Consider the following 13334-nt stretch of genomic DNA (forward strand, 5'->3'; position numbering starts at 1 on the left):
ACATGGCCCGGATCAACCTGCTCCTGCTGCTGGCCGTCATCGCGACGGCTTTGTACCTTGTGCACACCCAGTACCTGTCGCGCCAGCTCTACACCGAGCTGGACCGCGCGCAGCAGGACGCCCGCCGCCTCGAAACCGAGCGCGACCGCCTGCAGGTCGAGAAGCGCGCGCAGGCCACGCCGCTGCGCGTGGAGAAGCTCGCCAAGGAGCAGCTGCAGATGCGCACCACCTCGCCGGCGATCACGCAGTACGTGCGCCCCGACGGCTCGGTGATTCCCGCGGTCGCGCCCGTGGCGCCGGCTGCACCGGCGACCGCCACCACCAGGCCGGCGGCCAAGCCGGCCGCCGCCGAAGCGAGGGCCGCACGATGAGCCGAGGCAACCGCAGCGTGCGCTACACCACCAGCCCCCTGCTCGCGAGCAAGACGCCGGTGTGGCGCAGCAAGCTCATCGTCGCTGGCATCGCCTTCGGCTTCCTGGTGCTGGCCGGGCGTGCGGCCTACGTGCAGGTGATCGGCAACAGCTTCTTCCAGCGGCAGGGCGAGGTGCGCTTCGCGCGCACGCTGGAGCTGCCGGCCAACCGCGGCCGCATCCTCGACCGCAACGGGCTCATCCTCGCCTCGAGCGTGGTGGCGCCCAGCATCTGGGCCATCCCGGAGGACATCGAGCGCGACGACCCCGAGGTGCGCGCCAAGCTCAAGCAGGTGGCCAAGCTGCTGGAGATGCCGCAGAAGGAGTTCGACAAGAAGCTGGAGGACGAGGACAAGACCTTCGTCTGGATCAAGCGCCAGGTCGACGAGCCCATCGCCAAGCAGATCGCGGCGATGAACCTCAAGGGCATCTACCAGCGCAAGGAATACAAGCGCCAGTACCCCGAGGGCGAGGCCGCCGCGCACGTGGTGGGCTTCACCAACGTGGAGGACAGCGGCCAGGAAGGCATCGAGCTGGCCTTCAACAAGGACCTGGCGGGCAAGGCCGGCTCGCGCCGCGTCATCAAGGACCGCCTCGGCCGCGTGGTCGAGGGCGTGGGCGAGACCGTGCCCCCGGTCGACGGCAAGGACATCCAGCTCAGCGTCGACAGCAAGGTGCAGTTCTTCGCCTACCAGAAGCTGCGCGACGCCGTGACCGCGCGCAAGGCCAAGGCCGGCAGCGTGGTGGTGCTCGATTCGGTTACCGGCGAGGTGCTGGCGCTGGCCAACTACCCGAGCTACGTGCCCGACAAGCGCCAGAACCTCACCGGCGAGCAGCTTCGCAACCGCGCGATCACCGACACCTTCGAGCCCGGCTCGACCATGAAGCCGATCACGGTGGCCATGGCGCTGGAAGCCGGCCGCGTGAAGCCCTCGACCCTGATCGAAACCGGCCCCGGCCGCTACCAGATCGGCGGCTTCACCATCAGCGACACGCACAACTACGGCACGCTCACGGTCGAGGGCGTCATCCAGAAGTCGAGCAACGTTGGCGCGCTCAAGATCGCCCAGAAGATGAGCCCGCACGAGATGTGGGACACCTACACGGCGCTGGGCTACGGCCAGAAGCCGCAGATCCAGTTCCCTGGCGCCGTCACCGGCCGCCTGCGTCCCTGGAAGACCTGGAAGCCGGTCGAGCAGGCCACCATGGCCTACGGCTACGGCCTGTCGGCTTCGCTGTTCCAGATGGCGCATTCGTACACCGCCTTCGCGCACGACGGTTCGCTCATCCCGGTGACGATCCTGAAGAACGCCGAACCGCCGAACGGCGTGCGCGTGTTCTCGCCGTCCAATGCACTGGCGGTTCGCAAGATGCTGCAGATGGCCGCCGGCCCCGGCGGCACCGGCACGCGTGCGCAGACGGTCGGCTATTCGGTCGGCGGCAAGTCGGGCACGGCCCACAAGCAGGTCGGCAAGGGCTACGCCAGCAACAAGTACCGCGCGTGGTTCACCGGCATGGCGCCGATCGAGAAGCCGCGCATCATCGTCGCGGTGATGATCGACGAGCCCAGCGACGGCCAGTATTTCGGCGGCCTGGCGGCCGCTCCCGTGTTCAGCGAGGTCGTGCAGCAGACGCTGCGCATGATGAACGTACCGCCCGACCTGGCGGTCAAACCGCTTGTGATGACGCAGGGCGTCGACGAGAGCTTCTGAACATGCTGACCTTCACTTCCCCCCAACTGGCCGCCGCCTGGCTGAAGGAGCGTGCGCCGCAGGCCGACCTGCACGCCGACAGCCGCGCCGTGCGCGCGGGCGACGTGTTCATCGCCTGGCCGGGCGCCGCCACCGACGGGCGCAAGCATGTGGCGTCCGCGCTCGCGCAGGGCGCCGCCGTGTGCCTGGTGGAGCACGAGGGCGTCGAGCCCTTCGGCTTCGACGGCGATGAGCGCATCGTGAGCTACCCCGGCCTGAAGGCCGCCACCGGCCCGATCGCCTCGGCCTTCTACGACAACCCCTCGGCCATGCTCGAGCTGCTGGCCGTGACGGGAACCAACGGCAAGACCTCCACCGCCTGGTGGCTGGCCGAATCGCTTTCCACGCTGCGCGTGGCCGGCGGCGTGCGCGTGATGAAGCCCGACGGCACCATGCAGCGCGACGCCCCGTCGCCCTGCGCGGTGATGGGCACGCTGGGCATCGGCGTGCCGCCCGAGCTGACCTACACCGGCCTCACCACGCCCGACCCGGTGATGATGCAGCGCGAGCTGCGCTCGCTCGTCACGCGCGGCTTCGGCGCCTGCGCCATCGAGGCCTCGTCCATCGGCATCGCCGAGCGCCGCCTCGACGGCGCGCAGATCGCGGTGGCCGTGTTCACCAACTTCACGCAGGACCACCTCGACTATCACGGCAGCATGGATGCCTACTGGCAGGCCAAGGCAGAGCTGTTCCGCTGGCCCGGCCTGCGCGCCGCGGTGATCAACATCGACGACACCCACGGCGCCAGCCTCTGCGCGAACCTGATCGACGCCGGCATCGGCGCGCTCGACGTCTGGACCGTCTCGGCCGGCGGGAAGCCGGCCCGCCTCATGGCGCGCGACATCGGCTACGACGCGCAGGGCCTGCAGTTCTCGGTGGCCGAGCACGGCACGGCCGCCGTGGAGCGCCTGTCGACCGGGCTCATCGGCCAGTACAACGTCTCGAACCTGCTGGGCGTGCTCGGCACGCTGCGCGCGCTGGGCCTCACGCTGGCCCAGGCCGTGGCCGCCTGTGCCAACCTCACCAGCGTGCCCGGCCGCATGGACCGCGCGGGCTCCGGCGAAGGCGCTCCGCTTGCCGTGGTCGACTACGCCCACACGCCCGACGCGCTCGACAAGGCGCTGATCGGCCTGCGTCCGCTGGCCAAGCAGCGCGGCGGCGCGCTGTGGTGCCTGTTCGGCTGCGGCGGCGACCGCGACCCGATCAAGCGCCCGATGATGGCCGCCGTCGCCGAGCGCCAGGCCGATCGCGTGATCGTCACCAGCGACAACCCGCGCAGCGAGAAGCCCGACGCGATCATCAGCCAGGTGCTGCGCGGTTTCTCGCGCCCCGACGCGGCGCGGGTGCAACCCGACCGCGCGGCCGCCATCGCCGACGCGATCGCTCAGGCTGCGCCGCAGGACGTGGTGCTGATCGCGGGCAAGGGCCACGAGGCCTGGCAGGAAATCGCCGGCCAGCGCATCGAGTTCTCGGACAAGGCCCATGCGCTGCAGGCGCTGGCGAAGAGGGGGGGCGCGGCATGACCGGCATCACGACACCGCTGGACATCACCCTGGCCCGAATCCAGCAATGGATTCCGGGTTCGCGCCTGGTGGGCAGCGGCGACATCGTCATCGCCCGCGTGCACACCGACACGCGCACGCTCGCACCCGGCGACCTGTTCGTCGCGCTCAAGGGCGAGCGCTTCGACGCCAATGATTTCCTCCTGGAAGCCAAGGGGCAGGGCGCCGTGGCCGCCATCGCGCACCACGGCCTGGAGGCCGCGGGCCTCGCCGGCCTCGAAGTGGCCGATTCGCTGGCCGCGCTGGGTGCCCTCGGCGCCGGCTGGCGCGCGCAGTTCGACCTGCCGCTGATCGCCGTGACCGGCAGCAACGGCAAGACCACGGTCACGCAGATGATCGCGGCCGTGCTGTTCGCCTTCCGGGCCGAGCGCTCGCTCGCCACCGCGGGCAACTTCAACAACGAGATCGGCGTGCCGCTCACGCTGCTGCGCCTGCGCGCGCAGCACCAGCGCGCGGTGCTCGAGCTGGGCATGAACCATCCGGGCGAGATCGCGCGGCTGGCGGCCATCTCGCGCCCGACCATCGCGCTGGTCAACAACGCGCAGCGCGAGCACCAGGAATTCATGGCCACCGTCGAGGCGGTGGCCATCGAGAACGCCGCCGTGTTCGCGGTGCTGACGGAAGACGGCACGGCCGTCTTCCCGTACGGCGACGAGTTCACCCCCCTGTGGACCGACATGGCCCACGCCGGCGGCCCGCGCCGGTGCCTGACCTTCGGCGAGCACGAGGATGCAGACATCTCGCTGCTGGGCGCCGAATGGAAGCAGGGCGCCTGGGCCGTGAGCATCCGCACGCCGGTAGGCGCCTTCGATGCGCGGCTGCACATCGCGGGCCGGCACAACGTCGTCAACGCGCTCGCCGCCACGGCCTGCGCGCTCGCGGCGGGCGTGCCGCTGGAAACCATCGGCGCCGGGCTGTCGGCCTTCGAGCCGGTCAAGGGCCGTTCGCGTGCCAGCGAGCTCGCGCTGCCGGGCGGCCATGCGATCACGCTGGTCGACGACAGCTACAACGCCAACCCCGATTCCGTGATCGCCGCCATCGACGTGCTCGCCGCGCTGCCGGGCCCGCGTCTGCTGGTGCTGGGCGACATGGGCGAGGTGGGCGACCGCTCGCCCGAGTTCCACGCCGAGGTGGGCGAGCATGCCCGCCTGCGCGGCATCGAGTCCGTCTACACGCTGGGCGCCGCGACGGCGCATACCGTCGCCGCCTTCGGCGGTGCCGACGGGCGCCATTTCGAAGAGTTCGACGCGCTCGCCGCGGCCGTGCTCGCACGCCTGCCGCAGGCCGGCAGCGTGCTCGTCAAGGGATCGCGCTTCATGAAGATGGAGCGCGTGGTGCAGGTCGTCGAGCAGGCACGACAACAACAACCACAACAACAAGAGGAGGGCGGCCATGACGCATGAGCCGCGCGAAACCACATGCTGCTGACACTGGCCCAATGGCTGCAGACGCTGTCGCCCGAGTTCGGGTTCCTGCGCATCTTCCAGTACCTCACCTTCCGCGCGCTGATGGCCGCGCTGACGGCGCTCGTGGTCGGCCTGGTGGCCGGCCCCTACGTGATCCGCCGCCTCGCCGCGCTCAAGATCGGCCAGCCGGTGCGCGGCTACGGCATGGAGACGCACCTCACCAAGAGCGGCACGCCCACCATGGGCGGCGTGCTGGTGCTGTTCTCGATCGCCTTCGCCACGCTGCTGTGGTTCGACATCTCCAACAGATTCGTGTGGATCGTGCTGTGGGTCACCATGGGCTTCGGCGCCATCGGCTGGGTGGACGACTGGCGCAAGGTGGTGCGCAAGGACCCGGAGGGCATGCGCTCGCGCGAGAAGTATTTCTGGCAGTCGGTGGTGGGGCTGATCGCGGCCTTCTACCTGCTCTTCAGCATCTCGGAGAGCTCCAACTGGCGCGTGGTGCAGCTGTTCTTCGCGTGGGTGCAGTCGGGCTTCGACCTCGACTTCCCGCCCAAGATCAACCTGCTGGTGCCCTTCTTCAAGGAAGTGAGCTATCCGCTGGGCGGCATCGGCTTCGTGATCCTCACCTACCTGGTGATCGTGGGCGCGAGCAACGCCGTGAACCTGACCGACGGCCTGGACGGGCTGGCGATCATGCCGGTGGTGATGGTGGGCTCGGCGCTGGGCGTGTTCGCCTACGTCACGGGCAGCGCGGTGTATTCCAAGTACCTGCTGTTCCCCAACATCCCCGGCTCGGGCGAGCTGCTGGTGTTCTGCTCGGCCATGGCCGGCGCGGGCCTGGCGTTCCTGTGGTTCAACACGCATCCGGCGCAGGTGTTCATGGGCGACGTGGGCGCGCTGGCGCTGGGCGGCGCGCTGGGCACCATCGCGGTCATCGTGCGCCAGGAGATCGTGTTCTTCATCATGGGCGGCATCTTCGTGGTCGAGGCGATCTCGGTGATGGCGCAGGTCACCTACTTCAAGTACACGAAGAAGCGCTTCGGCGAGGGCCGTCGCGTGCTGAAGATGGCGCCGCTGCACCATCACTTCGAGAAGAGCGGCTGGCGCGAGACGCAGGTCGTGGTGCGCTTCTGGATCATCACGATGCTGCTGTGCCTCGTGGGCCTTTCGACGCTGAAGCTGCGGTGAAAGAGAAAAGAAGAAGAAAAGCATGCGGCACCTGAAAGACCTCCCCGTCCTCATCCTCGGCCTCGGCGCGTCCGGGCTGGCGATGGCGCGCTGGTGCGCGCGCCACGGCGCGGTGGTGACCGTGGCGGACACGCGCGAGGCGCCGGCGCTGCTGGCCACGCTGCGCGAGGAACTGCCCGAAGTGACCTTCGTCGGCGGACCGTTCTTGGCCGCGCTGGTCGAAGGCACGCCGATCCGCGCCGTGTATCGCTCGCCGGGCCTGTCGCCCGCGACCATCGCGCCGGTGGCCGATGCCGCGCGTGCCGTGGGCCTGCCGGTCGGCGGCGAGCTGGATCTTTTCGCGCGTGCGCTGCTGGATCTGCGCACGGTCGAAGTGCCGGTGGTGGAAGCCGAGGCGGAACCCGAGGTCGCACCCGGGACGCAGACGCCGGCCGAGCCCGTGGCCGAAGCCCCTGTCGAAGTTTCAGAACCCGAGCCTCAGGCGCAACTGCCGCTGGACGAACCTGCAGCTGTCGAGCAGGCAGCCGTCGAAGCCGAGCCGGTGCAGCCGCCTGCCGCTCCTGCCGAAACCGAAGCGCCTGCCGCAGAAGTAGTCGCCGAACCCGCTCCCGAGCCGACCGTGCCCGCGCAGGCCGAAGCCATGCCGCGCGATCCGTCGATGAGCGTCGCCGTGCCGCAGCCGCAGGCCGAAGAATCGCCCGCGCCTGCCGAAGCCACGGAAGCCGTCGTGCAGCCGGCGACAGAACCTGCACCGGAAGCTGCCGACGCAGCGGCCACGGCCGAAGCGCCGCTGGCCCCCGAATCCGCCGCTTCCGAAGCGCCCGAAGCTCCGGCAGCTGCCCCCGCACCCGCGCCCGCCACCGTGTCGCGCCTGCCCACCACCGGCAAGCCCTACGTCCCGACCGCAGCCAGGGAAGCCGCGGAGTTCGTCGCGCGCCTCGCAGAGCTCGCCGCCACCAACCCGGCCTCCGCCGCCGTGGAGGAAGAACCCTCGCCGCAGCGCGAACTGGCCCCGCCCGTCGAGCCCGAGGCGCCCAAGGGCTACACGCCCGCCGTGCTGGCCATCACCGGCACCAACGGCAAGACGACCGTCACCTCGCTCACCGGCCAGCTGGTCGAGCGCGCGGGCAAGACCGTGGCCGTGGCCGGCAACATCGGACCGACGCTGCTCGACACGCTCGCGGCGCACATGGATGCCGACACGCTGCCCGACGTGTGGGTGCTGGAGCTGTCCAGTTTCCAGCTCGACGGCGTGCAGGGCTTCGAGCCCACGGCCGCCACGGTGCTCAACCTCACGCAGGACCACCTCGACTGGCACGGCGACATGGCCGCGTACGGTGCAGCCAAGGCGCGCATCTTCGGCGCGCGCGGGCTGATGATCCTCAACCGCGACGACGCCGGCGTGATGGCCATGCTGCCCGCGCCAGTCAAGGTCAAGCTGCAGCGTCCGCAGGTGCGCGCGCACATCACCTTCGGCTCCGCGATGCCGCAGCGCCCGGGCGACTACGGCATCGAGCGCGTCAACGGCATGTCGTGGCTGGTGCGCGCGCTGGAAGCCGACGAAACGCAGAAGCGCAAGCGCGGCGCCGTGGTCGAGGAAGAGATCTTCCTGCAGCGCCTGATGCCCGCCGACGCGCTGCGCATCCGCGGCCGCCACAACGCCATGAATGCGCTCGCGGCCCTGGCGCTGGCCAGCGCCGCCGGCTGCCCGCTGAACGCCATGCTCTACGGCCTGCGCGAGTACCAGGGCGAGCCGCACCGCGTGGAGCCGGTTTCGATCATCGACGAGGTCGAGTACTTCGACGACAGCAAGGGCACCAACGTCGGCGCCACCGCTGCAGCCCTGACGGGGCTGGGCGAGGAGCGCCGCGTGGTCGTCATCCTCGGCGGCGAAGGCAAGGGGCAGGACTTCGAGCCGCTCGCCGCGCCCGTGCGCCAGTACGCGCGTGCCGTGGTGCTCATCGGCCGCGACGCGCCGGTCATCGAGGCCGCGCTGGCATCGACCGGCGTCTCGCTGTTGCACGCCGCCTCGATGGACGAGGCTGTGAAGCTCGCCTCCGCGCGCGCCAACCCCGGCGATGCCGTGCTGCTGTCACCGGCCTGTGCGAGCTTCGACATGTTCAAGGACTACGCGCACCGCGCCGAGGTGTTCCGCGAGGCCGTGCAGGCCTACGCCGACAGCCCGCGCGGACTGGGCGATTCGACGACGGAGGAGCAGCTTTGAACTCTGCCGCATCGGGCGCCACGCCCAACGCACGCACCAGCCGTTTCGGGGGCTGGTTCAGGCGCGCGCGCAGCGGGATCGACTCGCTGCCCGTGCACCTGCCCGTGCGGCTGGGCGGCGCAGGCATCGCGCAGACCAAGGCCACGCCGATGCGCGTGCTGGGCTTCGACCAGGCGCTGGTCTGGGTCACGGTGGCGCTGCTGACCTGGGGCCTGATCATGGTGTATTCGGCCTCGATCGCGCTGCCCGACAACCCGCGCTTCGCGCGCGCCGGCTACAGCGCCTCCTACTTCCTCACGCGGCATGCGGCGTCGATCGTGTTCGCCTTCGTCGCCGCGCTGCTGACCTTCCAGATCCCCATGAAGACCTGGGAGCGCGCGGCGCCCTGGCTCTTCGTGGCCTCGCTGCTGCTGCTGGTGGCGGTGCTCATTCCGCACATCGGCATCAACGTGAACGGCGCGCGCCGCTGGCTGCCGATGGGCTTCATGCGCTTCCAGCCCTCGGAGCTGGCCAAGCTTGCGATGGTGCTCTACGCCGCCAGCTACATGGTGCGCAAGATGGAGATCAAGGAGCGCTTCTTCCGCGCGGTGCTGCCGATGGGCGTGGCGGTGGTGGTGGTGGGCATGCTGGTGATGGCCGAGCCCGACATGGGCGCCTTCATGGTGATCGCCGTGATCGCCATGGGCATCCTGTTCCTGGGCGGCGTGAACGCGCGCATGTTCTTCCTGATCGCCGCGCTGGTGGTGGTGGCCTTCGGCACCATCGTCGCGAGCAGCCCGTGGCGCCGCGAGCGCATCTTCGCGTACCTCGATCCGTGGAGCGAGGAGCACGCGCTGGGCAAGGGCTACCAGCTGTCGCACTCGCTGATCGCCATCGGCCGCGGCGAGATATTCGGCGTGGGCCTGGGCGGCAGCGTCGAGAAGCTGCACTGGCTGCCCGAGGCGCACACCGACTTCCTGCTGGCCGTGATCGGCGAGGAATTCGGCCTCGTCGGCGTGCTGCTGATCATCGGCCTGTTCCTCTGGCTCACGCGCCGCATCATGCACATCGGCCGCCAAGCCATCGCGCTCGACCGCGTGTTCTCGGGCCTCGTCGCCCAGGGCGTGGGCGTGTGGCTGGGCTTCCAGACCTTCATCAACATGGGCGTGAACCTCGGCGCACTGCCGACCAAGGGCCTGACGCTGCCGCTGATGAGCTTCGGCGGCTCGGCCATTTTGATGAACATGGTGGCGCTGGCGATCGTGCTGCGCATCGACTACGAGAATCGCGTGCTGATGCGCGGAGGCCGCGTATGACCGGCCGCACCGCACTCGTCATGGCCGGCGGCACCGGCGGCCACATCTTTCCCGGACTCGCCGTGGCCGAGGCCCTGCGCGAGCGCGGCTGGAAGGTGCACTGGCTCGGCGCGCCCGGCAGCATGGAAGAAAAGCTGGTGCCGCCGCGCGGCTTCGCCTTCGAGCCGGTGCAGTTCGGTGGCGTGCGCGGCAAGGGCCCGCTCACGCTGTTCCTGCTGCCGCTGAAGCTGCTGCGCGCCTTCTGGCAGAGTCTGGGCGTGGTGCGCCGCGTGAAGCCCGACGTGCTGGTGGGCCTGGGCGGCTACATCACCTTCCCTGGCGGGATGATGGGTGTGCTGGTCGGCAAGCCGCTGGTGCTGCATGAGCAGAACTCGGTCGCAGGCCTCGCCAACAAGGTGCTGGCGGGCGTGGCCGACCGCGTGTTCACCGCCTTCCCCAACGTGCTGAAGAAGGCGCAATGGGTGGGCAACCCGCTGCGCGCGGCCTTCACCTCCAAGCCCGGACCGGCCGAGCGCTTTGCGGGCCGCACCGGTCCGCTGAAATTGCTGGTGGTGGGCGGCAGCCTCGGCGCGCGCGGCCTCAACACCGTGGTGCCGCAGGCGCTGGCCCGCATCGAGCCGGCCTCGCGCCCGCAGGTGCTGCACCAGAGCGGCGCCAAGCAGATCGACGAACTGCGCGCCAACTACGAGGCCGCTGGCGTCGAAGGCGAGCTCACGCCCTTCATCGAGGACACCGCGCAGGCGTACGCCGACGCCGACATGATCGTCGCGCGCGCGGGCGCCAGCACCGTCACAGAAATCGCGGCCGTCGGCGCAGCAGCGCTGTTCGTGCCTTTCCCCTCGGCGGTCGACGACCACCAGACCACCAACGCGCGCTTCCTCGTGGACGCGGGCGGCGGCTGGCTGGTGCAGCAGGCCGACCTCACTCCTGAATTGCTGGCTGACTTGCTACAGAAAACCGGGCGCGATGCGCTGATAGAGAAGGCCGCTAAGGCCAAGACCATGCAGAAGACCGAAGCCGTCGAGGCGGTCGTCCGCGCCTGCGAGGAGCTTGCAAGATGAAGCACGCGATTCGTCATATTCATTTCGTGGGCATCGGCGGCTCGGGCATGAGCGGCATCGCCGAGGTGCTGCTGAACCTGGGCTACAGGATTTCCGGTTCCGACCTGGCCGACAGCGCGACGCTGCGCCGGCTCGCGGGCCTGGGCATCGGCACCTTCGTGGGCCATGCCGCCGCGCACATCGAGGGTGCGGACGCGGTCGTCACTTCGACGGCGGTGCAGTCCAACAACCCCGAGGTGCTGGCCGCGCGCGAGAAGCGCATTCCGGTCGTGCCGCGCGCACTCATGCTGGCCGAGCTGATGCGCCTGAAGCAGGGCATCGCCATCGCCGGCACGCACGGCAAGACCACGACCACCAGCCTGGTGGCGAGCGTGCTCGCGGCCGCCGGGCTCGATCCGACCTTCGTGATCGGCGGGCGCCTCAACAGCGCCGGCGCCAACGCGCAGCTCGGCTCCGGCGACTACATCGTGGTGGAAGCCGACGAGTCGGACGCTTCGTTCCTGAACCTGCTGCCGGTGATGGCGGTGGTCACGAACATCGACGCCGACCACATGGAGACCTACGGGCACGATTTCGCGAAGCTCAAGAAGGCTTTTGTCGACTTCCTGCACCGCATGCCGTTCTACGGCGTCGCCATTCTCTGCACCGACGATCCGGCGGTTCGCGAGATCGTGGCCGACGTGACCTGCCCGGTCACCAGCTACGGCTTCGGCGAGGACGCCCAGGTGCGCGCCATCGACGTGCGCGCCGTCGGCGGCCAGATGCACTTCACCGCGCAGCGCCGCAACGGCGTGACGCTGCCCGACCTGCCCATCGTGCTGAACCTGCCGGGCGAGCACAACGTGCTCAATGCGCTGTCGGTGATCGCGGTGGCGGTCGAGCTCGGCATTTCCGACGAAGCGGTGCAGCGCGGGCTGGCCGGCTTCAAGGGCGTGGGCCGCCGCTTCCAGAGCTATGGCGAGGTCGCGGTGCAGGGTGAGGGCGCTTCGGGCACCTTCACCGTGATCGACGACTACGGCCATCACCCCGTGGAGATGGCCGCCACCATCGCCGCCGCTCGCGGCGCGTTCCCGGGCCGCCGGCTGGTGCTGGCCTTCCAGCCGCACCGCTACACCCGCACGCGCGACTGCTTCGAGGACTTCGTGAAGGTCATCGGCACGGCAGACGCGGTGCTGCTCGGCGAGGTCTATGCCGCCGGCGAGGCGCCCATCGTCGCAGCCGACGGCCGCACGCTGGCGCGCGCGCTGCGCGTGGCGGGCAAGGTCGAGCCGGTCTTCGTCGACGACATCGCCGCGATGCCGCGCGCCATCCTCGACAACGCCCGTCCGGGCGACGTGGTGCTCTCGATGGGCGCGGGCTCCATCGGCGCGGTGCCGGCCAAGGTGGTCGAGCTCGGCGCGGCGGCCGGTCCGGCCACCGCCCCTTCAACATCGGAGCGCGCCTCGCGCAAAGGGAGGGCCTCATGAGCCTCCAGGACCCCAAGCTCTTCGGCAAGGTCGCCGTGCTGTTCGGCGGCAGTTCGGCCGAACGCGAAATCTCGCTGATGTCGGGCACCGGCGTGCTCGAGGCGCTGCGCTCGCGCGGCGTGGATGCGCATGCCTTCGACCCGTCGCAGCGCGACCTGTCCGAACTCAAGCGCGAAGGCTTCGCGCGCTGCTTCGTCGCGCTGCACGGCCGCCACGGCGAGGACGGCACCGTGCAGGGCGCGCTGGAGCTGCTCGGCATTCCCTACACCGGCTCGGGCGTGATGGCCTCCAGCGTGGCGATGGACAAGGTCATGACCAAGCGCATCTGGCAGGCCGACGGCCTGCCCACGCCCAAGTACGTGCGCCTGGCCTTCGACCAGCAAAGCCGCGAGCAGGTCATGGCGGTGCCCGACGTGCTGGGCCTGCCGCTGATCGTGAAGCCGCCGCGCGAAGGCTCGTCGATCGGCGTGACCAAGGTGCAGGGCTATTCGCAGATGCAGGACGCGGTGGCGCTGTCGGCCAAGTACGACGCCGACGTGCTGTGCGAGGAATTCATCGAGGGCGAGGAAGTGACCTGCGCCGTGCTCGGCCACGGGCTCGATGCGCGCGCGCTTCCGGTGGTGCGCATCGCCGCGCCCGAGGGCGCCTACGACTACCAGAACAAGTACTTCACCGACGACGTGAAGTACCAGTGCCCGAGCGGCCTGCCGGAAGCCGAGGAGCACGAGATCCAGCGCATCACGCTGGCCGCCTACCGCACGCTCGGCTGCCGCGGCTGGGGCCGCGCCGACGTGATGATCCGCGCCAGCGACCGCAAGCCCTTCCTGCTGGAGATGAACACCTCGCCCGGCATGACCAGCCACTCGCTGGTGCCGATGTCCGCGCGCGCCGCGGGCATTCCGTACGAGGAGCTGTGCGTGCGCGTGCTGGCTTCCGCCACCCTGGACGCAACGGGAGGCTCGCTATAG

The 13334-nt window shown here is 70.0% G+C and carries 10 protein-coding genes; all 10 read left to right on the plus strand.

The window, feature by feature from the left end:
• Positions 1 to 2: 2 nt before the first annotated feature.
• From ftsL to G369_RS0124875, 10 genes are read left to right on the plus strand one after another with little or no spacing between them, the layout of a single operon-like run.
• Positions 3 to 371, plus strand: coding sequence for a cell division protein FtsL (gene ftsL / locus G369_RS0124830; RefSeq protein ID WP_019656752.1), 369 nt, complete (start codon positions 3 to 5; stop codon positions 369 to 371).
• Positions 368 to 2122, plus strand: coding sequence for a peptidoglycan D,D-transpeptidase FtsI family protein (locus G369_RS0124835; RefSeq protein ID WP_019656753.1), 1755 nt, complete (start codon positions 368 to 370; stop codon positions 2120 to 2122). The genes ftsL and G369_RS0124835 overlap by 4 nt, the downstream gene beginning before the upstream one ends.
• Before the next feature lie 2 nt (positions 2123 to 2124).
• Entirely contained in the window at positions 2125 to 3684 is a 1560-nt protein-coding gene (locus G369_RS0124840; RefSeq protein ID WP_019656754.1) for a UDP-N-acetylmuramoyl-L-alanyl-D-glutamate--2,6-diaminopimelate ligase, read from the plus strand.
• The gene (locus G369_RS0124845) at positions 3681 to 5126 is read left to right on the plus strand and encodes a UDP-N-acetylmuramoyl-tripeptide--D-alanyl-D-alanine ligase (RefSeq protein ID WP_019656755.1); all 1446 of its coding nucleotides are present in this window, start codon (positions 3681 to 3683) and stop codon (positions 5124 to 5126) included. Before G369_RS0124840 ends, G369_RS0124845 begins: the two co-directional genes overlap by 4 nt.
• Before the next feature lie 15 nt (positions 5127 to 5141).
• Positions 5142 to 6320 (plus strand): phospho-N-acetylmuramoyl-pentapeptide-transferase, encoded by a 1179-nt coding sequence (gene mraY, locus G369_RS0124850; protein ID WP_019656756.1) that lies wholly within the window; start codon positions 5142 to 5144, stop codon positions 6318 to 6320.
• Positions 6321 to 6342: 22 nt separating this feature from the next.
• Positions 6343 to 8544, plus strand: a complete 2202-nt coding sequence (murD, locus tag G369_RS0124855) for a UDP-N-acetylmuramoyl-L-alanine--D-glutamate ligase (protein ID WP_019656757.1) — start codon at positions 6343 to 6345, stop codon at positions 8542 to 8544.
• Positions 8541 to 9839 (plus strand): putative lipid II flippase FtsW, encoded by a 1299-nt coding sequence (gene ftsW / locus G369_RS0124860; RefSeq protein ID WP_019656758.1) that lies wholly within the window; start codon positions 8541 to 8543, stop codon positions 9837 to 9839. Before murD ends, ftsW begins: the two co-directional genes overlap by 4 nt.
• Positions 9836 to 10900, plus strand: a complete 1065-nt coding sequence (gene murG / locus G369_RS0124865) for an undecaprenyldiphospho-muramoylpentapeptide beta-N-acetylglucosaminyltransferase (RefSeq protein ID WP_019656759.1) — start codon at positions 9836 to 9838, stop codon at positions 10898 to 10900. The genes ftsW and murG overlap by 4 nt, the downstream gene beginning before the upstream one ends.
• Entirely contained in the window at positions 10897 to 12366 is a 1470-nt protein-coding gene (gene murC, locus G369_RS0124870) for a UDP-N-acetylmuramate--L-alanine ligase (RefSeq protein ID WP_019656760.1), read from the plus strand. Before murG ends, murC begins: the two co-directional genes overlap by 4 nt.
• Positions 12363 to 13334, plus strand: a complete 972-nt coding sequence (locus G369_RS0124875; protein WP_019656761.1) for a D-alanine--D-alanine ligase — start codon at positions 12363 to 12365, stop codon at positions 13332 to 13334. Before murC ends, G369_RS0124875 begins: the two co-directional genes overlap by 4 nt.

It is taken from the genome of Variovorax atrisoli 110B, from assembly GCF_000382045.1.
Classification (GTDB): domain Bacteria; phylum Pseudomonadota; class Gammaproteobacteria; order Burkholderiales; family Burkholderiaceae_C; genus Variovorax; species Variovorax atrisoli.